The 23,357-nt window shown below is 61.7% G+C and carries 23 protein-coding genes and 1 riboswitch; of the genes, 17 read left to right on the top strand and 6 right to left on the bottom strand.

Annotation, left to right across the window (positions count from 1 at the left end; translation table 11 throughout):
* Complete coding sequence (locus NMB38_RS11490) at positions 1–744, bottom strand: gluconate 2-dehydrogenase subunit 3 family protein (RefSeq protein ID WP_345956216.1); 744 nt, start codon at positions 742–744, stop codon at positions 1–3.
* Between the two features lie 171 nt (positions 745–915).
* Between NMB38_RS11490 and alkB the strand changes: the two genes are divergently transcribed.
* Positions 916–1,563 (top strand): DNA oxidative demethylase AlkB, encoded by a 648-nt coding sequence (gene alkB / locus NMB38_RS11495; protein WP_027914951.1) that lies wholly within the window; start codon positions 916–918, stop codon positions 1,561–1,563.
* Positions 1,564–1,705: 142 nt separating this feature from the next.
* Positions 1,706–1,993 (top strand): hypothetical protein, encoded by a 288-nt coding sequence (locus NMB38_RS11500; RefSeq protein WP_049695925.1) that lies wholly within the window; start codon positions 1,706–1,708, stop codon positions 1,991–1,993.
* A 33-nt stretch (positions 1,994–2,026) separates the two neighbouring features.
* On the opposite strand, the gene NMB38_RS11505 is transcribed toward NMB38_RS11500, so the two are convergent.
* The 4 genes from NMB38_RS11505 to NMB38_RS11520 all read right to left on the bottom strand — a co-directional run bounded on the left by NMB38_RS11505 (position 2,027) and on the right by NMB38_RS11520 (position 4,981).
* Positions 2,027–2,287 carry a DUF1652 domain-containing protein gene (locus NMB38_RS11505; RefSeq protein WP_027914949.1) on the bottom strand — a complete coding sequence of 87 codons (261 nt, stop codon included), beginning with the start codon at positions 2,285–2,287 and terminating at the stop codon, positions 2,027–2,029.
* A 220-nt stretch (positions 2,288–2,507) separates the two neighbouring features.
* Positions 2,508–3,371, bottom strand: coding sequence for a pirin family protein (locus NMB38_RS11510; protein WP_049695924.1), 864 nt, complete (start codon positions 3,369–3,371; stop codon positions 2,508–2,510).
* Between the two features lie 45 nt (positions 3,372–3,416).
* The gene (locus NMB38_RS11515) at positions 3,417–4,337 is read right to left on the bottom strand and encodes an alpha/beta fold hydrolase (RefSeq protein ID WP_111475656.1); all 921 of its coding nucleotides are present in this window, start codon (positions 4,335–4,337) and stop codon (positions 3,417–3,419) included.
* A gap of 20 nt (positions 4,338–4,357) precedes the next feature.
* On the bottom strand, positions 4,358–4,981 hold the full coding sequence (locus NMB38_RS11520; protein ID WP_111475657.1) for a LysE family translocator: 624 nt from the start codon (positions 4,979–4,981) through the stop codon (positions 4,358–4,360).
* Between the two features lie 134 nt (positions 4,982–5,115).
* Between NMB38_RS11520 and NMB38_RS11525 the strand changes: the two genes are divergently transcribed.
* From NMB38_RS11525 to NMB38_RS11560, 8 genes are all read left to right on the top strand, one after another.
* Positions 5,116–5,595 carry a GNAT family N-acetyltransferase gene (locus tag NMB38_RS11525; RefSeq protein WP_049695922.1) on the top strand — a complete coding sequence of 160 codons (480 nt, stop codon included), beginning with the start codon at positions 5,116–5,118 and terminating at the stop codon, positions 5,593–5,595.
* A 44-nt stretch (positions 5,596–5,639) separates the two neighbouring features.
* Positions 5,640–5,862, top strand: a riboswitch (cobalamin riboswitch).
* Positions 5,863–5,950: 88 nt separating this feature from the next.
* Positions 5,951–6,142: a CbtB domain-containing protein gene (locus NMB38_RS11530; RefSeq protein WP_027914945.1), complete on the top strand. Its 192-nt coding sequence runs from the start codon at positions 5,951–5,953 to the stop codon at positions 6,140–6,142.
* Positions 6,143–6,152: 10 nt separating this feature from the next.
* Positions 6,153–6,839: a CbtA family protein gene (locus NMB38_RS11535; protein WP_028687456.1), complete on the top strand. Its 687-nt coding sequence runs from the start codon at positions 6,153–6,155 to the stop codon at positions 6,837–6,839.
* Positions 6,840–6,880: 41 nt separating this feature from the next.
* Positions 6,881–7,222, top strand: coding sequence for a cobalamin biosynthesis protein (locus NMB38_RS11540; protein ID WP_049695921.1), 342 nt, complete (start codon positions 6,881–6,883; stop codon positions 7,220–7,222).
* A gap of 34 nt (positions 7,223–7,256) precedes the next feature.
* The gene (gene cobM / locus NMB38_RS11545; RefSeq protein ID WP_027914942.1) at positions 7,257–8,003 is read left to right on the top strand and encodes a precorrin-4 C(11)-methyltransferase; all 747 of its coding nucleotides are present in this window, start codon (positions 7,257–7,259) and stop codon (positions 8,001–8,003) included.
* 64 nt (positions 8,004–8,067) lie between these two features.
* Entirely contained in the window at positions 8,068–8,310 is a 243-nt protein-coding gene (locus NMB38_RS11550) for a DUF1272 domain-containing protein (protein ID WP_111475659.1), read from the top strand.
* Between the two features lie 220 nt (positions 8,311–8,530).
* Entirely contained in the window at positions 8,531–9,145 is a 615-nt protein-coding gene (locus tag NMB38_RS11555) for a response regulator transcription factor (RefSeq protein ID WP_027914941.1), read from the top strand.
* A gap of 16 nt (positions 9,146–9,161) precedes the next feature.
* Complete coding sequence (locus NMB38_RS11560; protein WP_494355081.1) at positions 9,162–12,443, top strand: transporter substrate-binding domain-containing protein; 3,282 nt, start codon at positions 9,162–9,164, stop codon at positions 12,441–12,443.
* A 43-nt stretch (positions 12,444–12,486) separates the two neighbouring features.
* Here NMB38_RS11560 and gntR read toward each other — a convergent pair whose 3' ends face one another.
* Entirely contained in the window at positions 12,487–13,506 is a 1,020-nt protein-coding gene (gene gntR, locus NMB38_RS11565; RefSeq protein ID WP_027914939.1) for an HTH-type transcriptional regulator GntR, read from the bottom strand.
* Between the two features lie 205 nt (positions 13,507–13,711).
* On the opposite strand from gntR, the gene NMB38_RS11570 reads away from it, so the two are divergent.
* The 7 genes from NMB38_RS11570 to NMB38_RS11600 all read left to right on the top strand — a co-directional run bounded on the left by NMB38_RS11570 (position 13,712) and on the right by NMB38_RS11600 (position 23,351).
* Entirely contained in the window at positions 13,712–14,251 is a 540-nt protein-coding gene (locus tag NMB38_RS11570) for a gluconokinase (protein WP_027914938.1), read from the top strand.
* 109 nt (positions 14,252–14,360) lie between these two features.
* A complete protein-coding gene (locus tag NMB38_RS11575; RefSeq protein WP_027914937.1) occupies positions 14,361–15,713 on the top strand; it encodes a GntP family permease in 1,353 nt (450 codons plus the stop codon).
* 85 nt (positions 15,714–15,798) lie between these two features.
* A complete protein-coding gene (locus NMB38_RS11580) occupies positions 15,799–16,086 on the top strand; it encodes a hypothetical protein (protein WP_027914936.1) in 288 nt (95 codons plus the stop codon).
* A 175-nt stretch (positions 16,087–16,261) separates the two neighbouring features.
* Positions 16,262–17,503: a multidrug efflux RND transporter periplasmic adaptor subunit MexE gene (gene mexE, locus NMB38_RS11585; RefSeq protein WP_027914935.1), complete on the top strand. Its 1,242-nt coding sequence runs from the start codon at positions 16,262–16,264 to the stop codon at positions 17,501–17,503.
* A gap of 12 nt (positions 17,504–17,515) precedes the next feature.
* Positions 17,516–20,695, top strand: coding sequence for an efflux RND transporter permease subunit (locus tag NMB38_RS11590; protein ID WP_494354788.1), 3,180 nt, complete (start codon positions 17,516–17,518; stop codon positions 20,693–20,695).
* Positions 20,692–22,107, top strand: coding sequence for an efflux transporter outer membrane subunit (locus NMB38_RS11595; RefSeq protein WP_254286702.1), 1,416 nt, complete (start codon positions 20,692–20,694; stop codon positions 22,105–22,107). Before NMB38_RS11590 ends, NMB38_RS11595 begins: the two co-directional genes overlap by 4 nt.
* A gap of 188 nt (positions 22,108–22,295) precedes the next feature.
* Entirely contained in the window at positions 22,296–23,351 is a 1,056-nt protein-coding gene (locus NMB38_RS11600; RefSeq protein ID WP_027914932.1) for a tetratricopeptide repeat protein, read from the top strand.
* Positions 23,352–23,357 lie beyond the last annotated feature (6 nt).

Genomic DNA, 23,357 nt, shown 5'->3' on the forward strand with positions numbered 1-23,357 from the left:
TCAAGCCCTCTCGCCGCGGATGGACACAGGAGGGAACGGGTAGCGTTCGTTACGCTCGGCCCAATCCATGAAGTCGGCGCGCGCGCCGGGAAAACCGATCAGTTTCCAGCCGACCATGCCCTGGTTGCCCCCATGCACCGGGTCGCAGAAAAAGCCTTCGCGCGTGTTCTGCAGCAGCAGGCTGAAAAATGCTTTGGCCGGCACATCCTTCAACGCCAGCTCACCAGACTCCAACCGCGCCAGCACCTCGTCCTGCTGCTCGGGGCTGCGCGCGTGAAACGCCTTGTTGCCGTTGGCCAGGCACCATTGGTGCACACCTGCAATTCCCAAGCGGTAGATCTGCTGCGGGGTCAGTTGCAATTGATAGCCAAGCTCGGGTGCCGCATCGGCCTCGAACGGGCCTTGCATGTACCAGAGCCCGCCGCTGGCGTAGGCCGTGCCCATCTGACGGTCGATATACTGCGCAGCGCCGGCCTCGAGGGCACCAGGCCCTAGCGCGTCGGCTGGAATGAGCCGGCTGACCGCTGCCTGGACGAAGGCGAACTCCTCTGGGGTGAAGAACGCAGGATGGTAGGCAGTGTCAGCGGGTTTGGCTTCAGGCTGCTCAGGCGGGCGTACCGGCTCGGCCAGGGCGGTGGCTGCGCCCAGCCCAATACCGGTACTGGCCACCGTTACCACCGGTATCAAGGTCAAGGTCTTGCGCAGGAAGTCCCTGCGGGGGTTGTCCGGTACATGCTCAGACATATGTAATCCTCATCGTCAATCGGCTACCGCGGCCACGGCACGATGAAGACCATCAACGGACGAATGGCGTTCAGAAACGTTTTGAATTATTTGGCGGCTGGCTGATAGTGAACGCTCAAAGACGCCAGCTTTCTTCTGCTGGATAACAGGCTTACTGGAATAGTCAGACTGATGATCCAATCCGATCTGGACCTGTTCGGGGCCCAACCGCAGCAGCTGGCACCCCGCACGGTGCTGTTGCCTGGCGTCGCGCTAGATGACGTCGAGCACGTACTGGATGCGCTTCGCCCGATACTGCGATCAGCGCCATGGCGGCACATGCGTACGCCTGGCGGTTTGAGCATGGCTGTGGGCCTGACCAACTGCGGCGCACTCGGTTGGATCAGTGACAAACGCGGTTACCGATACAGCCCCGTGGACCCGCTGTCCGGCAGACCCTGGCCGATGATGCCGCCCGTGCTTCTGGCCTTGGCCACGCAGTGCGCTGCGCGTGCAGGGTTCGATGGCTTCGTACCGGATGCGTGCCTGATCAATCACTACCTGCCGGGCATTCGTCTGAGCCTGCATCAGGATCGTGATGAGCAGGATTTCAGCCAACCCATCGTGTCCCTTTCCCTGGGTTTGCCTGCCGTGTTCCTGTTGGGTGGCTTGCAACGCGCGGACAAGACCCAGCGTATTGCCTTGAATCATGGCGATGTGCTGGTGTGGGGTGGTGAAGACCGTCTACGCTTTCATGGCGTCCTGCCCATCAAGCCTGGCGTGCACCCACGCATGGGCCCGCGGCGCATCAACCTGACGTTTCGCAAGGCAGGGGCCTGAACGACGAAGCAATCGAATTGAACGCATGGAGCAGGACTGGGCTCCCATGCAGCCTGCAACCTCCTCGAATGCCTTTCCTACAGGAGATCGTCATGACAAATCTGCATGCCCTAGCACGTACTTCGATCAGAGAGCAGCGATCATGAGAATGCCAGGCCGCGCTCCAAATGCATCGGTGCAACTCGACTACGTCCGCGACACCCTGTTCGGTCCCGTGGCGCAAAGCGTCGAGTGCCAGTGCCAGCTTGCGCCGCTCAACCTGCAAGGTCGGCCTGCACTGCGTCTGCACATCTGCCCGCCTCTGCCTAATAAGGTGCACCGTGCGCACAGTGTCGCGTTCATCTGGGACGGGCGCAGTTACCATGGCGTTGTCAGAGACCAGGGCAAGTGCGGCGACGGTGGGCTCAATCTTCTGCTTGAGTTGCAGTGACGGCCGGTTAGAAGCGAGCTTTGCGCCGCGCGGTCAGGCTAATTTCTTCGAGTGCATGGGAGCACTGTCACGCATTGCGTGTAATTGGCCGACCAGGTTAACCAAGTCCCTGCTGCTGTTCAGACTGCTCAGCGGAACATCGCAAAGCGTGACGGCCTCTGTCAGATCCTGACCATTGCCGAGCCGGATGGTCAGGTGTGAGCCATCGGCACAGTTGATTTCACAACGATCTGGCAAGCATGCCTGTTCGATCATCTGTCGCAGTTCCAGTGTCGATACGCCTAACAGTGACATGGCAGAGAGCCCTCTCTGTATTAACTTGCGGTTGGACAGGCCTGGGGCCAGGCACAGGGCCACAGGAAGAGGAACCTGTCGGTGCGCATGTGGATATGCGTTATCGATCGTGCGGGGTTCCATCTGCACCTTAGCTGAAGAACCCGAGCGGTGCTGGGTAGTTCGAGCCGTGTCGAATCGGTGCGACGGGTGGTGCTTCGCGCTCCAGGACGGTGCGCGTTCAGGGCATACGGCCGAACTTCCCCAACTGAAAGCCTTCGATGGACTCGATGATTTCTTCCCGCGTGTTCATCACGAAGGGACCGTATGCCACCACAGGCTCGTCGATAGGCTCACCGCTCAGCACCAGCACACGGGCGGGCTGCAGGGCTTCAAGCAGCACATCGGCACCGTCACGGGCCAATAGCGTCACTGAGCACGGGCCGGCCTCGCTGACCTGGTTCAACCGCAAACCGCCTTGCAGGGTCACCACCGCAGCCGTGCGGCCTGCCGGGATAGGGAGCACCAGTTTAGCGCCGGCCTCAAGGTCCAGGTCCCACACGTCCATCGGCGTAAACGTGCGCGCCGGCCCGCTCACCCCCTGGTACTCACCTGCGATCACACGCAGGCTGCCCGCGCCCGCACCCAGATTCACCGTGGGGATATCGGCGCTGCCCAGGGTCTGATAGCCGGCCGGAGCGCGCTTGAATCGGGCCGGAAGGTTCACCCACAGTTGCACTGACTCCAACACGCCTGCGCTGCGGGCAAATCCGGGTGAGTGAAACTCTTCATGAACGATGCCGTCTGCAGCGGTCATCCACTGAACGTCACCCGGTCCTATTACTCCGCCGGCGCCCGTTGAGTCGCGATGCTCCAGTTCGCCTTGGTAAACGATCGTGACTGTCTCGAAACCCCGGTGCGGATGAGCCCCTACGCCGCGACGCGTCGAGGTGGGGGCGAAGGTGTGGGGCCCGGCGTAATCGAGAAGCAGAAACGGGCTGGTGCGACTGACGTCGTCGTCATAGGTGAACAGGCTTCGCACCGGAAAGCCATCGCCTACCCAGTGCCCGGCAGGATTGGAATGGGTATGCAAAATCGTCTTCATCGTGCGCTCCTCAACGTCCGGGTGCCACCTTAACGTTGCATCGACTCACGGGCTAGCTACCTGAAACGGTCCAGCCTGTTCTACCGGTAGGACGCTGGGTCGAAGGAAAGCCAGCACCTCCTGCGCCGCAGCCTCAGGGTATTCCTGCATGAAACAGTGTCCGCCGCCCACCTCCTGAACACTGACATGAGGGTTGAGCGCTGCCAGCCGTAACGCCGAGGCCCGCACATAAGGGTAAGTCTGGCTGCCGTACAGCACACGCGTCGACACGCCGATACGCGACAGGCTTGACCACAGGTGGGACGGATAGGTACTGAAGATGTCCACTTCGCGGCTTGGGCGACACTTGAGCAGCACGCCGCCCTCGCCTTCGGCGATCGCATGCGACACATAGGCCTGCAATGCCGCGTCGCTCCAGCCTTTGAAGATGCCCCGCCCTTGCAGGGAAGTCATGGCTGAGTGGCGGTCGGGCCAGGTGCTGCGCCTGCCGGCCGTTTTGCGCGCCAGCGCATGGTGCCGGTTCAGCCCGAAGCAGGCGGCCAGCTTCATCGAAAACAGCATGCGCCTACTGAAAATCACCGGGTCGAGCAGCACAGCGCGCTCGAACAACTGCGGCTCACTGGCCAGCAACAACCCGGTGAGCACCCCGCCGAAGCTGTGGCCGATGGCAAGGCGGGGTACGTCTGCGTACTCAGCCACATGCGCGCTGAAAGCTTCAGCCGCCAGCGCTGCCGTGCGATTCCAGCCACGGAACGGGCCTGCGTGGTCACTGTCTCCGTGCCCCTGAACGTCGCTGAGCCAGAGATCGAAGTGTTGCCCCAGTTGCATCAGCAGCGGTTGGTAGGCGAGCGAGCAAAACCCGTTGCCGTGCAGAAAGTGCAGCAGGGGCCGCCCTGTAGGCTCGCTGCGCCAGCCGCGCAGGGTGAACCCTTCGCTACAATCGTGGGACCACGGTGTCAGTTGCATGGTGGGCGCTGCCTTCTGCCTCAAGGGTGGAACGTAGATTCTACAAACAGCAGCGGGTAGAGCGAAACGACCAGCAGTGCAGCCATCAGGACATTGAACAGCATCAGCCAGCGTGGGTTTTGCAGCAGGCCACGAAGGGCACTGCCGAACATGACCCACACACCGACGCTGGGCAAGTTCACCAAGGCAAACACGGCGGCGATGACCACCACGTTGGCAACGTAGCCTTGCGCTGGGGTGTAGGTCGTTATCGCACCTATGGCCATCACCCAAGCCTTTGGGTTGACCCATTGGAAGGCAGCCGCGGCCCAAAAGCCAATCGGCTTTGGCTCTGCCGTAGAGGCGGTGCCAACCGGCCCTGAGGTGGCAATTTTCCAGGCCAGGTACAGCAGATAGGCCGCTCCGGCATAGCGCAACACGGTATAGAACGCAGGCCAGGCCTTGAAGACCTCTCCCAGACCCAAGCCGACGGCAAGGACCATGACCATGAACCCGACGCTGACGCCCAGCGCGTGTGGCACCGAGCGGCGCACACCGAAATTCACGCCCGAAGCCAACAGCATGGTGTTGTTGGGCCCGGGGGTGATGGAAGAAACGAAAGCGAACAGCACGAAGGCGATCAAGAGGTCGAGCGAGGCGAACATGACGGGTATTCCACTGGGTTCAGGAAAGGGTTCACACTAGCCCATAGCCCTTTGCCCCCTAGCAGTACAGATATAGAGAATTTTGCAGATACACATAGCTGTATCACTCGCAGCCGACAAAGGATAAGCGCTCGATGAGTCTTGTAATTCGCCCTGCCCTACGCACCGATGCCCAACAAATTCTGGACTTCATTACTGAATTGGCCGAGTACGAACGCGCCCGAGAAGAGGTACTGGCCACTACCCAGGACATCGAGCGCAGCCTGTTCGACGCCGACAGCACCGTTCATTGCCTGATGGCCGAACGTGAAGGCCGTGCGATTGGTTTTGCCATCTACTTCTACAGTTACTCGACCTGGCTCGGGCGCAATGGCATCTACCTGGAAGACCTTTACATCTCGCCCACCGACCGTGGCGATGGCGCCGGGCGCCAGTTGCTCAGGTACATTGCCAAGCAGGCAGTTGCCAAAGGCTGCGGTCGCCTTGAATGGAGTGTGCTGGATTGGAACGAGCCGGCCATCGGGTTCTATGACGCACTGGGGGCGCAACCACAAACGGAGTGGCTGCGTTATCGGCTCGATGGCGAGCGGCTGATTGCCTTCGCCCAGCAATGATCGAGCGTAGCCTGTGCATTTGACGCAACGCGGCCCGCGTGCTTTTCTATCGCATTGCGTCAGGTGCCCCGAGAGGGTGAAACGGGAAATCGGTGCGTCGCAGGCTTGCCTTACAGGCCTGGACTATTCCGGTGCTGCCCCCGCAACGGTAAGCGAGTGAGGCGTCTTTACCACTGTGCCGCCAGATACGGCATGGGAAGGTGACGCTGCCCAGGAGATACCCTCCTCCTCGCAAGCCCGGAGACCGGCCTGACGTTCATCAACACCCCGCGGTGGGCGGGCGCTGTCGCATTCCTGCGGGTATCGCCCGCAGCTGCCGCGCCTGCCCGTCGCCTACACGCAGAGGAAGGCGCCAATGCCCGTCACTACCCGCCCGCACGTTAGCAGCATCGTTGCACCCGTATCCCTCAGTCAACGCATTGTCGTGGCTGCAAGCGCCGGCCTGCTGGGCCTGTGCCTGGTTTACTTCGCCGGCTTCTCGCACATCGAAGCCGTTCATAATGCTGCGCATGACACCCGTCACAGCGCCGCCTTCCCCTGCCACTGAGTTGCCACCCATGATCACGCACATCGCCCGTACGGCGGGCTTCAGCGGACTGCTGGCGGCACTGTTGCTGACCGTACTGCAAAGTTTGTGGGTCAGCCCGTTGATCCTGCAAGCGGAGACATACGAGGCGTCGGCGCCGGCACATTCGCATGCCCAAGGTACCGAGGCCGCCCATGAGCACAGTGACGAGGCCTGGTCGCCTGAAGAGGGCTGGCAGCGCACGCTCTCGACCACCGGCGGCAACCTGGTGGTGGCGGTGGGGTTCGCCTTGATACTGGCTGGCTTGTACAGCCTGCGCCAACCGCGCACCACGGCCAGCGGTGCTGCCTGGGGCCTTGCTGGTTTCGCCGTGTTCTGTCTGGCGCCCACGCTCGGATTGCCGCCGGAGCTCCCGGGAACCGCGGCGGCTGACCTGGCGCAGCGCCAGGTTTGGTGGGCTGGCGCTGCGGGTGCCACGGCCGTAGGCCTGGCACTGCTGGTATTCGCCCGCCATTGGGCATTGAAGGTGTTGGGCGTCATTGTCCTGGTGTTGCCGCACGTCATAGGCGCCCCTCAGCCTGAAGTGCACCAGAGTTTGGCTCCAGCAGCCCTGGAGACCCAGTTCCAGGTGGCGTCCTGGCTTACCAATGCAGCATTCTGGCTCGCCCTTGGCCTGATCAGCGCAGGCCTGTATCGTCGCTTCAGCCGCTCGGTGTGAAGCCGTTCTATGCAGGGTTTGGCTGCCGTGGTGGTTGCCCGATGGACAGGTTGTTGACCTTGCTCGAACAAGGCCTCGCTCAGCGGGGCCTGGACGCTGCGTACCTTCACGGTATCGCCAGCATCGATCTCAAGGCGCACGAGCCGGGGCTGCATGCATTGGCGAGCCATCTGGCGCTGCCTCTGTTGTTCTACCCTGTATCGCACTTGAATCGCTTCGAAGCGCATTTGAGCCACCGCTCAGCCGTCGCTTTTGCGCACAGCGGGTGCTGGGGCGTGGCAGAGAGTGCAGCACTGGCAATGGCCGACCAGTACAATGGCGAAACGAAGCTTCTGATCACGCGTCAAACCCTGGGCCCTGCGACCCTCGCCATCGCTCATTGATCCCGCTCACCCTTGTCAATCATTCAGGAATACCATGACGGTTTATTTCATCGGCGCCGGCCCCGGCGACCCCGAGCTGATCACGGTCAAGGGGCAGCGCCTGATTCGCACCTGCCCTGTCATCATTTATGCCGGTTCCCTGGTCCCTCTTGCCGTTCTGGAAGGTCACTGCGCCGACACCCTGATCAACAGCGCAGAACTGCATCTTGAGCAGATCATCGACGCCATTGAGTGCGCCCATGCCCAGGGCAAGGATGTCGCACGCGTGCACAGCGGTGATCCGAGTCTTTATGGCGCTATCGGTGAGCAGATCCGCCACCTACAGCGTCTTGGCATCGATTATCAGATTGTGCCGGGCGTCACCGCCGTGGCTGCGAGCGCCGCGTTGCTGGGATGCGAATTGACCTTGCCCGACGTCGCTCAGAGCGTGATCCTTACTCGCTTCGCAGACAGCTCGCCCATGCCAGCCGGCGAGCAGTTGGAGGCGCTTGCGCGTCATGCCACGACGCTAGCCATTCACCTGGGGGTCAAGCACCTGGCACGCATCGTTGAGCAGCTGCGGCCTCACTACGGTGGCGACTGCCCCATTGCCGTGGTTTACCGCGCCACCTGGCCGGACCAGGACTGGGTGCGAGGCACACTGGACGACATCGTCGAGCGCGCCGCCCTCAAAGGTTATCGCCGCACCGCGTTGATTGTGGTGGGCCGAGTGCTGGGTGACACGCCGTTCGCCGAATCGGCCCTTTACCGTGCCGGACATGCGCACCTGTACCGCGCCTAGCTTGCGAGCCAGTTCCAGCCCGGAGCACACTGTCTTCCAGACCCTCCCGACAGGAACCACGCCTATGCTGGAATTACGCCCCAACTGCGAGTGTTGCGATGCCGACCTGCCCGGTGACAGCCTCGATGTCTTCATCTGCTCCTTCGAATGCACGTTTTGCCGAGGGTGTGCGCAGGAACGCTTGCATGGTCGATGCCCCAACTGCCAGGGCGTTCTTTCGATTCGTCCCGCGCGCGTGGGCAAAGCGTTGGCTGAACACCCTGCATCTTCACTGCGCGTAAACAAAGTACACACTGCCTGTACCTGATCATACGGTTCGGCAGCCAACGCGAGGCCACAAGCTGCTGAACCGCCCGCCTTTTTGTAGGATTTTTCATCGGCTCCTTCAAGGTTATTCAACACTTCTATACTCGGCATTATCAAAGTTCGGTAATGGTCGTATCTTGCTGCGCTTCTGACTAACCCGCTTACAGAAGTATTCCTGAGTGTCCCAGGAAGCGGACCATATCTGAACAGGAGTTTTCCCAATGACCAATGTGCTGATCGTGGACGACCACCCCGTCGTCCGTATGTCCCTGCGCATGCTGCTCGAACATGAACGTTTCAATGTCGTTGCAGAAGTGGGCAATGGCAGTGAAGTCGCGCAAATGGCACGCGAGCTCAAACCGGACGTGGTGATTCTCGACATCGGTTTGCCTGGGCTGGACGGAATGGAAGTTATCAAGCGCCTGCAATCACTCGATCAGGTGCCCAAGATCATGGTGCTCACTGGCCAGGCGACCGACTTGTATGTACGCCGCTGTCTGGACGCAGGCATCGGCGCATTCGTGACCAAGGATGAAGATCACGACGCCTTGCTGTTCGCGCTCAAGGCCCTGGTAAAAGGCTATTCGACGTTCCCGCAGATGTCGGTCAACAGCAATTCGCTCGAAAGCGAGCCCATGCGCCTGGCGAGCCTTTCCAACCGCGAAATGGAGGTTCTCAGGCGTCTGGCCCGTGGAGAAAGCAACAAGAACATCGGCAGTAGCATGAACCTCAGCGCCAAGACCATCAGCACCTACCGTGGCCGGATCATGGATAAGCTCAAGACCGAGTCGCTGGTGGAAATGGTGGACCTGGCCAAGCGCAACCACGTCTACTGATGAGCGGTGCATGACGATTAAACGTTTGCTGGCCAGTACCCTCCTGCTGATGGTACTGGCAGGGCCTGTCGCGCAGTCGCTGGCGAGCGAGACGCGCAGTTTGCTGGCCCGTTCGGTGAGCGCCACGCAGCCCTTGAATCTGCAAACGGCCGAGCGCCAGTGGCTGGACGCTCGCAAGCGCCTGGTGCTGGGCACCTCACGGCCGGACTATCCACCATTTGATATCAACGTAAGTCCCAGTGACTACGAAGGTCTGACAGCGGATTACGTCGGCATCATCGCTGAGTTGTTGGGTATAGCCGTCGAAGTAAAGCGTTTCGATAGCCGTTATCAGGCCATTGAGGCGCTGCATGAAGGACGTGTGGACGTACTGGGCAGCTCCAACAGCTTTGAGGCTGCAGACGCTGGGTTGAGCCTGAGTACATCGTATGCCGATGACCTGCCGGTGATCGTCACGCGCGAAGGCCAGCGTCTTGCACCGGCCCACGATCTTGCAGGGCTGCGTCTGGCCATGGTTGACCATTATCTACCCGCCAATCGTGCCCGCGCCCTTTACCCGGCAGCGCAGCTGGTTTTGTATCGCTCCACCCAGGCTGGCCTTGCCGCTGTGGCTATGGGCGAAGCCGATGCCTACCTGGGCGATGCAATCAGCACAGACTATCTGATCGGCAAGACCTTCAGAGGTGCCCTGCGGATCGATCACTTCTCACCCATCGTCCCAGAAGCGTTTGCCTTTGCAGTGGCACGCGATAACGATGCGCTGCGTCAACTGCTCGACAAGGCACTGCGCCGGATTGGGGAAAGCGAGCGCCTGGCCATCCTCAAGCGCTGGAGCAACAGCAATACCAGTCTTTTGTTGCAGCGCCACCTGAGTGTACTGACAGATGAGGAGCAAGCCTGGATCAAGGCTCACCCGGTGGTAGACGTGTTGATCAATCCGGCCTTGGCACCCTTGACGTTCTACGATGATCAGCAGCGACCCAGTGGCATAACCCTGGACCTGCTTAAACAAATTACCCTAAGGACCGGGCTGCATTTTCATACCAGGCAAGCCGAGTCTGCCCAGTCCATGATCGACCGTCTGGGCCAGCGCGACGCACTGATGATCGGCGCATTGGGTTACGGCGCTGAACGGTCCAAACAAGTGCGCTACACACGGCCCTACCTGATCAGCCCGCGCGTGCTCGTTACCCGCGTCGATAACCCTTCGCAAGCCGGCATCAAGCGCTTTGAACCGCAACGAATCGCATTTATCCGCAATTCTCCGCAACGCGCCATGCTCCAACAGCGCTACCCCCGGGCGCGGCTTGTCGAAGTCGACAACCCGCTGGACCTGATGGAGGCTGTGGTCAATCGCAGCGCTGATGCCGCGTTGAGTAGCCATATCAACGCGGCCTACTACATCAGTCACGTCTTCAAGAACCGCCTTCAGATCGCGAGCATCCTTGACGAAGACCCAGCCGTGGCGGCGTTTGCCGTCGCGGCCGATCAACCCCAACTGCAATCGATCCTGGACAAAGCATTGCTGAGTATAGCGCCCGAAGAACTTGAGCAACTGATCAATCGCTGGAGGACGAGCACCGTGGTCAGCGACAGCCCATGGCGCAACTACCGAGAACTGGCGCTCCAGGTGCTGGTGATTGCCGCGTTGCTGATCGCAGGTGTCGTCTTCTGGAACAGCTACCTGCGCAAAATGATCCAGAAGCGGGTCGAAGCCGAGCGCGCCCTGCAGACACAACTGGCGCTGAGCCGAGGCTTGCTGGAGCAACTTCGCCATGCCAAGGATGAAGCCGAGCAGGCCAGCCTCATGAAAAGCACGTTCCTGGCCACCATGAGCCATGAGATACGCACCCCCATGAACGCCGTGCTCGGCTTGTTGGAACTGGCGCTCGAGGACAGTCGCGCCGGTCGATGCGATACCCACATGCTCGAGACAGCCCATGAGTCGGCACTGGGGCTGCTAGGGTTGATAGGCGATATTCTCGATATTTCCAGGATCGAGTCAGGCCACATCAGTTTGCAGCCCATCCCCACCGACCTAGTGGACCTGGTGCGCGCTACCCTTCGCGTGTTCGAGGGCAATGCGAGGTTCAAGGGCCTTGAGCTCGCCTGTGACCTACCCACCGAACCGGTCTGGGTCCAGGTAGATGCTGCGCGCCTGAAGCAGGTGCTGTCGAACCTGATCAGCAATGCGATCAAGTTCACCGACCGTGGTGAAGTCCACACCGCGATGCGCACCTCGGTACAGGGCGAACTCCAGCGCGTCGAGCTCTGTGTGCGCGATTCGGGTATCGGCATAAGCCCTGCGGACCAGGCACGCCTGTTCAATGCATTCGTACAGGTCGACGGGCCCCGTGCGCGCCAGGGCACTGGGCTGGGCCTGGTCATCAGCCGTGCCCTGGCCGAGCTCATGGGCGGTACGCTGACACTGCAGAGTGTGGAGGGAGTGGGTACCAGGGTCCAGATCCTCATGGCCCTGCCCCAGTGTACGCCCCAGATCATTTCTGACGGGCAGGACCCAACCACGGGCCTTGATGCTTGCCCGTTGCACATCCTGGTCGTGGACGACTACCCGGCCAATCTGCTGTTGCTTGAACGTCAGTTGCGCGCCTTGGGCCATCAGGTGACCCAGGCGCAGAACGGCGAAATCGCGTTGCAGCTGTGGCGAGAAACGCGCTTTGACGTGGTGATCACCGACTGCAGCATGCCTGTGATGGACGGTCATGAGCTGGCCTGCTGTATCCGTGCTCAAGAACGCCAGCAAGGACTGTCGCCCGCGACGATTCTGGGGGTAACCGCCAATGCCCAGGCCGAAGAGCGGGAGCGATGCCTGGCGAGCGGGATGGATGACTGCCTGTTCAAGCCTATCGGCCTGCATGGCCTCAAGGCACACCTGCCGCAGGCGGCTCGCAAGCCACCAGCAGCCCCTGCACCTGCCCGGCCCGGCTGCTTGAACCTGGCCGAGCTGCGTCACTTGACCCGCGACGACGACGATTTGATCAGGCATCTGATCGAGCAATTGTCGCAAAGCGTGGCCGAAGACCTTTCAACGCTGCGCACCCTGGATGGGCAGCCGCCGGACGGGACGCTCAAGGCATTGGTTCACCGCATCAAGGGTGGGGCCAAGATGCTTAAGGTACGTCACTTGGTCGCCGACTGCGAAGCACTCGAGCAGGCGCTTGTAGCAGGTGATCCTGTAGACAACTTGTGTCGGGTACTCCAGGACACCCTGCAAACACTGCACAAAGACCTGATCGCTACCTTGGAAGCCATGCCCAGACCATCAGAGCCGAATTGAGTCACTCGCACCAGGTGCGCGTGAAACCGGTGCGCGTGAAACCTCAGGAGCTTTCTCGCACCATCAACTCAAACCCCAGGTCCTGCCGGGCTGGCGTCACGGCTTTGCCATCGAGCAGCGTCAACAACGCCTGGGCGGCGACACGTCCCACCGCAGCCCTTGGCGTGCGAATGGAAGTAAGCCTGGGCACCATGTGCGCCGAAGCCGGCAGATCGTTGAAGCCGACCATGGCCACCTGCTGCGGGACACGGATGCCCTGGCGCAGCGCTTGAAGCACCGCGCCTTGGGCAAGGTCATCGTTGCAAAAGAAGATGCCATCCACCTCGGGGGCTTGCCTGATCAGGCGGCTGAACAACTCCCCTCCCAGTGCGATCGAGGACGGGGCCGGGGTCAGGACCTCCCGCTCGGGCGCGTGCAATCCAGCTTCGGCCAGCGCTAGCCGAAAGCCCTCAGCCCGCTGCATGACCCGGGGATCCAGCTGTGCTGCAATAAATCCAGGCCGGGTGCAACCGCGTTCGATCAGGTGTTGGGCTGCGGCCCGGCCAGCCTGGTGTTGGGAAAAGCCTACCGCCAACGCGTCGGCCTCCCCGTCCAGTTCCATCATGTGCACGCAGGGTACGCCACTGGCCGCGAGCATCTGACGCGAAGCGTCGGTGCGTTCGAAACCGGTCAGCAGCATGCCACAAGGCTGATAGGCCAGGTAATTGCGAATGAGGTTTTCTTCCTCGGCGGTATCGTAGTGGTAGTTGCCGATCAGCACCTCCAGCCCTCGTGGGCGCATCACATCATGGATGGCTTCCAGTGTGTCGATGAACAACTGATTGGACAGCGACGGTATGAGCACCACGACCGAGTGGCTGCGGGCAGATGCCAACGCGCGGGCGGCGGGATTGGCCACATAGCCAAGGGTGGTGGCCGCAGCCACAACCTTGGCCGCGAGTTCAGGGGCCACGGTACTGACGCCGCGCAAGGCCCGGGATGCAGTGATGGGGGAAACCCCGGACAGTCTGGCGACTTCAGCCAGGGTGGGACGACCAGTTGTGCGCGAACCAATGCGGGCCATAATGTTGTAATTTTACTACTTGCAAGGACTGGGAACGGCCTCTAAGGTAGCGCTGTCTCAGGACGTAGGCAACGGCTGTTTGCAGGTTGCTCTCAGGTGATTGCCGCACGGCGTCCATACTGCGTAAGCACAAGATCAATAAACATTGGGGAGACCGCGCTGCCCGAGCCCAAGACAGCGCTGTCCCACCCAGCAGGAGGTACAGATGAATTCTCCACTGCCCGCCATCGTGGTCATGGGTGTGGCCGGGTGCGGCAAGAGCTGCATTGCGTCTGCCATCGCCGCCTACAGCGGCGGACACCTGATCGAAGGTGACGCGTTCCACCCGCAGGCCAATATCGACAAGATGAGCGCCGGTATTCCCTTGGATGACCATGACCGTGCCGGTTGGCTGGTACGCCTGGGCCAGGAGATGCAAGCGACGAGTGAGGCCGGCATGCGGCCGATTCTCACCTGTTCCGCACTCAAGCGCAGCTACCGCGACACATTGCGCTGCGCGATGCCTGGGCTGATGTTCGTCTTTCTTGAGCTCACCCCTGCCCAAGCTGAGCAACGGGTTCTGGCGCGACCAGGGCATTTCATGCCGGCCAGCCTCATCCAGAGCCAGTTCGCCGCCCTTGAGCCGCCCTACGATGAACCGCTCACCCTGACGCTGGACGCCACTCAGCCGATCGTTGCGCTTGCCGAGGCGGTCGACGGCTGGCTCAAGCGCTGCGCCGAGCACAGTGTTGCGCAGACTGCCTGAGTCTGCTCGCATTTCGGACCGTCAAGACAGCGCTGTCTTAGCCCATTCATGCAATGTCTTACCCAACAAGCTACGCCAAAAACAACGATAAGACCGAGGCCTATACACCATGTTCGGACTGGCTACTGATACTTTCCTGCTCCTCGACGCGCTGGTTACCATCGTCGGGCTGATCCTGCTTATCACTCATTTCAAGGTGCACCCCTTCGTTGCCCTCACCCTGGCTGCCGGCTTCCTCGGCCTGACCTCGGGTATGCCGGTAGCCAAGGTCATGAAGTCGTTCCAGGACGGTTTCGGAGGCGTGCTCGGGTTCGTCGGCATCGTGCTCGCACTGGGTACGATGCTGGGCAAGCTGATGGCCGATTCCGGCGGGGCCGATCAGATCGCTCAGACCCTCATTCGGGCCTTTGGCAAGAAGAACGTGCACTGGGCCATGATGTTCGCTGCCTTTCTGGTGGGCATCCCGCTGTTCTTCGAGATTGGCTTCGTCCTGCTCATCCCACTGGTCTTCATCGTCGCGCGGCGCTCCGGAGTGTCGCTGATCAAGATCGGCATCCCCTTGCTGGCAGGTCTGTCCGTCGTGCACGGCCTGGTACCGCCGCACCCGGGGCCGTTGCTGGCCATCGGCATCTTCCATGCCGACATCGGCAAGACCATCTTCTACGGCCTGATCGTGGCCCTGCCCACGGCCATCATCGCCGGCCCACTGTTCGGCAACTTCATCTCGCGCTATATCCCTGGGCACCCTTCACAGGAGCTGATGGACCAGATCGCCAAGGAATCGGACCAGGCCAACCTGCCGAGCTTCAGCGTCACCTTGATCACCGTCTTGCTGCCGGTGGTGCTGATGCTGCTCAAGACCTTCGCCGATGTGGTATTGCCTGCTGAGCACATCGTGCGCCAATGGATGGACCTGATCGGGCACCCCATCACTGCGCTGCTCGCCGCCTTGCTGCTGGCGTTCTACACCTTTGGCTCGGCGCGCGGCTTCAACCGCCAACAGATCATGAAGATGCTCGATCACAGCCTCGCGCCCACGGCTGCCATCGTCCTGATCGTTGGCGCTGGCGGCGGTTTCAAGCAAATGCTGGTCGATACCGGTGTCGGTAACGTGATCGGGCAAATGGCTGTACAGGCCGAGATATCACCGATTCTGCTGGCCTGGCTGGTCGCCGCAGTGATTCGAATTGCCACGGGCTCTGCCACCGTGGCGACCATTACCGGTGCGGGAATCGTGGCACCTGTGATCGACCTGGTGCCTGGGGTCAACCGTGAACTGCTGGTGCTGGCGACCGGTGCCGGGTCGCTGATCCTGTCCCATGTCAACGATGCCGGTTTCTGGCTGGTCAAGCAGTACTTCAACATGACTGTGGCCGAGACCTTCAAGACTTGGAGCATGATGGAGACCCTGCTGTCGGTGGTCGGCATTGTATTCATCATGGCGCTGTCGCTGGTGGTGTGACCGTTGATCGGAGTGCTGGCACTTTGAACGGCCGGGCAAGGCCAAAGGTTACGAACCTGCCCTGCCCGTTGCAAAGGAGATTGCCATGAATCGTCCCAGCTTCCTGTTGCTTGCCCTGCTTGCCTCGCCCCTGGCCCTGGCGGCCGGCACCGGGCCTACCTACCCGGATGACCCGCACAACCAGGCACCCAAGCCGGGTGCAGACAGCACGCTCAACCCGATCGAGAAGCCCATGCCCCGTGATACCGATCCAAGGCTACAGGGCAATGATCCAGACAGCCCGCCGGCGCAGCAGAACGACAACCAGGATTTACCGGGCATGGACGGCACTGGCTCGGAAGGCGCATCAAGCAAGGGTGCAAGCCAGCCCTGACTCATTGGGGGCGCCGGGGGCGCCCCACCGCTGAGCGGCTCCTTCATCACCAGGTGGCGATAGCCGATGGGTTCATATCATTCACCATGATAATAACCTTCAGCCCATTCGATTCGTTCCCCGCACGCAACACACTCACACTCCGCCCATTCCTAATATATTGGCGGAGTTCTCCATGGAGCAGTCACTCAAACCTTTCGGTGTTCCACTTGCAGCCCTCGCAGTGGTAGCGCTCGGCGCTTGCAGCAAAACCCCCGATGCCGCGCAGGCCCCGGCAGCTCCGAAGGTCACCGTGGCCAAGGTGATCGAACAGCCGATCAACGAATGGGACGAGTTCACCGGACGCCTGGAAGCACCGGAAACCGTCGAGGTGCGCCCCCGTGTGTCGGGCCAGATCGACCAAGTGGCGTTCACCGAAGGCGCCCAGGTACGCAAGGGTGACCTGTTGTTCCAGATCGACCCTCGGCCCTTCCAGGCTGAAGTCCGCCGCCTTGAGGCCCAGCTGCAGCAAGCCAAGGCCAGTGCCATCCGAAGCGCCAATGAAGCTCGCCGGGGTGAGCGTCTACGAGACAGCAACGCCATCTCCGCCGAACTGGCAGAGTCACGCAACAGTGCTGCGGCCGAAGCACGCGCCGGCGTAGATGCCATCCAGGCCCAACTTGACCTGGCACGTTTGAACCTGAGCTTCACCCGTGTCACCTCCCCTATCAACGGCCGCGTGAGCCGCGCGCAGTTCACCGCCGGCAACATCGTCACTGCCGATGTCACGCCCCTGACCAGCGTGGTCTCCACTGACAAGGTGTACGCCTATTTCGATGCTGACGAACGCGTCTACCTCAAGTACACACAGCTGGCCCGCCAAGGCCAGCGCGGGCAAAGCACCCCGGTCTACCTGGGCCTGACCAACGAGACTGGCAACCCGCACCTGGGGCAGATGAACTTCGTCGACAACCAGGTCAACCCGCGCACCGGCACCATTCGTGGCCGGGCCGTGTTCGACAACAAACGCGGTGAATTCACCCCTGGCCTGTATGCACGCCTGAAGCTGGTCGGCAGCGCTCAATACGATGCGGTGCTGATCAACGACGAAGCGGTGGGCACCGACCTTGGCAAGAAGTTCGTGCTGGTCATGGACAAAGACAACAAGGCGGCCTATCGCGCTGTCGAGTTGGGGCCAAAGCTTGAGGGCTTGCGCATCGTGCGCAGCGGGCTGGGCAAGGACGACCGCATTGTGGTCAGGGGCCTGCAGCGAGTGCGTCCAGGCTCCCAGGTCACCCCTGAAGAAGCGCCAATGGCCAGCGAGCAGACACTGGCCGCGCTTGCCGAGCAACGTCAGGCTCTGGAGGCGAGCACCCGCACGGCCAAAGTGGCCGGCAACACCAATCAGGGCGCCAGCGCGCCTGCGCCGCGCGGTTGAGGAACCCCACCGATGAACTTCTCCAAATTCTTCATCACACGGCCCATCTTCGCGGCGGTGCTGTCACTGGTGCTGCTGATCGCAGGCTCCATTTCGCTGTTCCAGTTGCCCATCAGTGAACACCCTGAGGTCGTACCGCCTACGGTTGTGGTACGCGCCAACTTCCCGGGTGCCAACCCCAAGGTCATCGGCGAAACCGTTGCCGCGCCCCTGGAGCAAGCCATTACCGGGGTCGAGAACATGCTCTACATGTCCTCGCAATCCACCGCCGATGGCAAGCTGACCTTGACCATCACCTTCGCCCTGGGGACCGACCTGGACAATGCCCAGGTGCAGGTGCAGAACCGTGTGACCCGCACGCAGCCCAAGCTGCCCGAGGAAGTGACACGTATCGGTATCACGGTGGACAAGGCGTCGCCCGACCTGACCATGGTCGTGCACCTGACTTCACCGGACAACCGCTATGACATGCTCTACCTGTCCAACTACGCCATCCTGAACATCAAGGACGAGCTGGCACGGTTGGGTGGTGTGGGTGATGTGCAGCTGTTTGGCATGGGCGACTACTCCCTGCGCGTCTGGCTGGACCCGAACAAGACCGCCTCGCGCAACCTGACGGCCACCGATGTGGTCACTGCAATTCGCGAGCAGAACCGCCAGGTGGCCGCGGGTCAGCTGGGTGCTCCGCCGGCGCCGGGCTCCACCAGCTTCCAGCTCTCGATCAACACCCAGGGCCGCCTGGTCAATGAGGAAGAATTCGAGAACATCATCATCCGTGCCGGTGCGGACGGTGAGATCACGCGCCTGAAGGACATCGCTCGTGTCGAACTGGGCTCTAGCCAGTACGCGCTGCGCTCGCTGCTCAACAACCAGCCTGCCGTGGCCATCCCGATCTTCCAGCGCCCGGGCTCGAACGCCATCGACATCTCCGATGAAGTACGCGCCAAGATGGCGGAATTGAAGAAAGACTTCCCCGAGGGCATGGACTACAGCATCGTCTACGACCCTACCGTGTTCGTGCGCGGCTCGATCGAGGCGGTGGTGCACACGCTGTTCGAAGCATTGGTACTGGTGGTGCTGGTGGTCATCCTGTTCCTGCAGACCTGGCGTGCATCGATCATTCCGCTACTGGCCGTACCGGTATCGCTGATCGGCACCTTCGCCGTGATGCACCTGTTCGGCTTCTCGCTCAATGCCCTTTCCTTGTTCGGGTTGGTGCTGGCAATCGGCATCGTGGTCGATGACGCCATCGTGGTAGTGGAGAACGTCGAGCGCAACATCGGGCTGGGTCTCAAACCGCTCGAAGCCACGCAAAAAGCCATGAGCGAGGTGACAGGCCCGATCATCGCCACCGCCTTGGTGCTGTGCGCGGTGTTCGTACCCGCAGCGTTCATCTCGGGGCTGACTGGACAGTTCTACAAGCAGTTTGCCCTGACCATTGCGATCTCCACGGTGATCTCGGCGTTCAACTCGCTGACCCTGTCCCCTGCCTTGGCGGCGGTACTGCTCAAGGACCACCATGCGCCCAGGGACAAATTCTCGCGGCTGTTGGACAGGTTGCTGGGTAGCTGGCTTTTTGCGCCCTTCAACCGCTTCTTCGACCGCGCCAGCCATCGCTACGTGGGCGGTGTCCGCCGAGTGATCCGTTCCAGTGGCATCGCCCTGTTCGTCTATGCCGGTTTGATGGGCCTGACCTATCTGGGCTTCTCCTCCACGCCGACCGGTTTCGTGCCTGCCCAGGACAAGCAGTACTTGGTGGCGTTTGCCCAATTGCCGGATGCCGCCAGCCTTGATCGCACCGAAGCGGTGATCAAGCGCATGAGCGAGATTGCCCTCAAGCAACCGGGCGTGGCGGACTCTGTCGCGTTCCCGGGCCTGTCCATCAATGGCTTCACCAACAGCCCCAACAGCGGCATCGTGTTCACGCCTCTCAAGCCCTTCGACGAGCGCAAGGACCCCAGCCAGTCGGCCGCTGCCATCGCCGCAGCCTTGAACGCCCAGTTCGCCGACATTCAGGACGCCTACATCGCGATCTTCCCACCGCCGCCCGTGCAAGGGCTCGGCACCATCGGTGGCTTCCGCCTGCAGATCGAGGACCGTGGCAACCTGGGTTACGAAGCGCTGTACAAGGAAACCCAGAACATCATTGCCAAGAGCCATGAGGTGCCTGAGCTTGCGGGACTGTTCACCAGCTACCAGGTCAACGTGCCGCAGGTCGATGCGGCCATCGATCGTGAGAAAGCCAAGACCCACGGCGTGGCCATCAACGATATCTTCGACACTCTGCAAGTGTACCTGGGGTCGCTGTATACCAATGACTTCAACCGATTCGGACGTACCTACCAGGTCAACGTGCAGGCCGAGCAGCAGTTCCGGCTCAACGCCGAGCAGATCGGACAGTTGAAGGTGCGCAACAATCGGGGCGAGATGATCCCATTGGCCACGTTCCTCAAGGTCACCGACACCTCCGGGCCCGACCGCGTGATGCACTACAACGGCTTCATCACCGCAGAAATCAATGGCGCAGCGGCGCCTGGGTACAGCTCAGGCCAGGCAGAAGCGGCCATCGAGAAACTCCTGAAGCAGGAATTGCCCAACGGCATGACCTTCGAGTGGACGGACCTGACCTACCAGCAGATCCTCTCGGGCAACACTGCGCTGTTCGTGTTCCCGTTGTGCGTGTTGTTGGCGTTCCTGGTACTGGCCGCCCAGTACGAGAGCTGGAGCCTGCCCTTGGCGGTGATCCTGATCGTGCCGATGACGCTGCTCTCGGCCATTACTGGCGTCATTGTCTCCGGTGGTGACAACAACATCTTCACCCAGATCGGGCTCATCGTTCTGGTCGGGCTTGCCTGCAAGAACGCCATCCTGATCGTGGAGTTCGCCAAAGACGAGCAGGCCAAAGGCCTCGATCCTCTGGCTGCGGTGCTGGAAGCCTGCCGTCTGCGCTTGCGCCCCATCCTGATGACGTCCATCGCGTTCATCATGGGTGTCGTACCGCTGGTGTTCAGCTCGGGAGCAGGCTCGGAGATGCGTCATGCCATGGGCGTGGCGGTGTTCTCCGGGATGATCGGCGTCACGGTGTTCGGCCTGTTCCTGACCCCGGTGTTCTTCTTCCTGATCCGCCGTTTTGTCGAGCGACGTCAGGCCCGCAAGGCCGAGCGCATCCATCCGCTGGAGAACCCTGCATGAACCTGTTCAAACACCTGACACCGAGCCTGCTCAGCCTGGCCCTGGCGGCCTGCGCGGTAGGGCCTGATTACCACGCGCCGGCTACTGCCCCAGCTCAGCTGGACGTCGATGCCCAGGCCAAGGCCTATGACCGCACCCGTTTCGAGAGCCTGTGGTGGAAACAGTTCGACGACCCGACCCTGAACCAACTGGTGCAGGCCTCGTTGGAAGGTAACCGAGATCTACGGGTCGCTTTCGCACGACTCAAGTCGGCCAGGGCGATTCGGGACGATGCCGAAAACGATCTGTTCCCGGTCGTGACCAGCCGTGCCAGCAGTGAAGTGGGCAAAGGCCAGGTGCCTGGCCAGACTGACCATCGGGTCAATGCCGAGCGCTACGACCTGGGCCTGGACATGGCGTGGGAAGTCGACCTGTTCGGGCGGGTTACGCGCCAGATCGAAGCCAGCCAGGCTCAGGAAGCAGCAGCGGCGGCTGACCTTCAGCAACTTCAGGTCAGCCTAATCGCCGAGCTGGTCGACGCCTACGGTCAGCTGCGCGGCGCGCAACTGCGTGAACACATAGCCTTGGCGAACCTCAAGACCCAGCAACAATCGCGCACCATCACTGAAACGCTGCGCGATGCCGGGGTGGGTAATGAACTGGACGTGGTACGGGCCGACGCGCGCTTGGCAGGGGTCGAAGCCAGTGTGCCGCAGTTGCAGGCCCAACAGGCCAGATCACGGCATCGCATCGCCACCTTGCTGGGCCGTCGACCTGACGCAATCGGCGTTGACCTGTCCCCCAAAGCACTGCCAGCCATCGCCAAGGCCTTGCCTGTCGGTGACCCTGGTGAACTGCTGCGCCGACGCCCCGACATACGCAGCGCCGAACGCCAGCTCGCTGCGGCCACCGCAAACGTCGGGGTGGCGACGGCAGATCTGTTTCCCCGGGTGAGCCTGAGCGGTTTCCTGGGCTTCACCGCAGCGCGCGGCTCCCAGCTCGGCTCCTCGGCAGCGGGCGCCTGGGGGTTGGGGCCCAGCATTACTTGGGCGGCCTTTGACTTGGGCAGCGTGAGGGCACGCCTGCGCGGCGCCAAAGCCGACGCGCAAGGCGCGCTGGCTAACTATGAGCAGCAGGTATTGCTGGCGTTGGAAGAGTCGGCCAATGCGTTCAGCGACTACGACAAGATCCAGCAGCGGCTGCTGTCGCTGATGCGCCAGAGCGAGGCCAGCCGCAAAGCGGCCGACCTGGCGTCGATCCGCTACCGCGAGGGGTCAGTCGATTACCTGGTGCTGCTCGATGCCGAGCGCGAGCGCCTGAGTGCGGAGGATGCACAGGCCCTTGGCGAGGTCGACCTCTATCGGGGAATCGTTTCAATTTACAAGGCACTCGGTGGCGGCTGGCAACCTGACACGGTAGCCAGCTCGCACTGAACCGCAGCTCAACAAGCTCCTTTGGTTGGTCCCGGACCGGCCGTTTGCCCCGCAGATCGAGTTCTGCGGGGCTTTTTTTGCTCGGGCCTGCGGGTTTCAGGCAAAGCCTGCCACAGGCGTACCCAGCCCGGTTGCATTTAACCGAAGGCTGGCCCAAGCTTTGCCTCTCCTGACACACGGACCGTCCGATGCCAAGACGTACCCGCTACCTGATTGCACTGCTGGCGTTGATGATGCTGTCAGCGCTGTTCGGTTATCTGTGGCGCGACGTGGAGCCTGATCAGCCAGCACTGCCCCCGCATAGCTACGTGAAGGCACTGCGCCAGGCCCATGACGGTCAGCCCGGCGCTGCACGGGTCTTGTACCAACAGCTTCAGCGCCATGACCTACCGGCCATCCGCCGAGCGGCCCTGTATGCCGAGCTGCCCAATTACCCGTCTGCGCTAGCCTTCAAGCTGGCCCAGGCAGATCTGGACCATGCCGATGCCATCGTTCGTCGCGCCGCCGTGTCCGCGATCAGCCGCCTGCTGCCTGGGCCTCAGCGGAGCCTGATACTTGGCCCCCTGCTTGAAGACAGCGATCAGAGCGTTCGTTTTGCGGCCGTAGGGGCGCTGTTGGACGTGGACGCTGACAGCATGGGCCTGTATCTGCGTGCCTTGCACGAAGCCATTGGGGCGCAGGAGCAGGTTCTGCTCGCCCAGCCCCAGGACGTCGATGCACAGGTCCAGCTGGCCCGCCTGTACCTGCACGAGGACGAGTATGCCAAGGCGGCCGCTGCCATCGAGCGGGCATTGGCGGGCGATAACAGCAACCTCGATGCCGTGGCGTTGAAGGTGACCGTGCTCGAGCGCCAAGGGGCGCACGATGTTGCACGTCAGGTGCTGGCCGATGCGTTGGCAGTGACACCCGATTCGGCGTTCTTGCAGCATGAACTCGGCCGTTGGCTGATTCGTCACGACCAGCAGGAATACGCGCTATTGGCGCTGTCGCGGGCGGTCGAACTGGAGCCGGACAATGCCGAGTATCGTCTGACCCTTGCCACGACCTTGCATGACCTTGAACAGCTGGATGCGGCTCAGAGACAGCTGGAAGCCATCTTGAGCAGAGCGCCAGCCAATCGGCAAGCCAGAGTCCTGTTGATCGAGTACTGGAAAGCGTCCGGACAGTTGCAGAATGTCCAGGTGCTGCTCGCCGAACTCGAGCGCCAGAACCCTGATGATCCATTCCTGCAGAAAGACCTTTAGACTCGC

Source organism: Pseudomonas sp. FBCC-B35, from assembly GCF_059133755.1.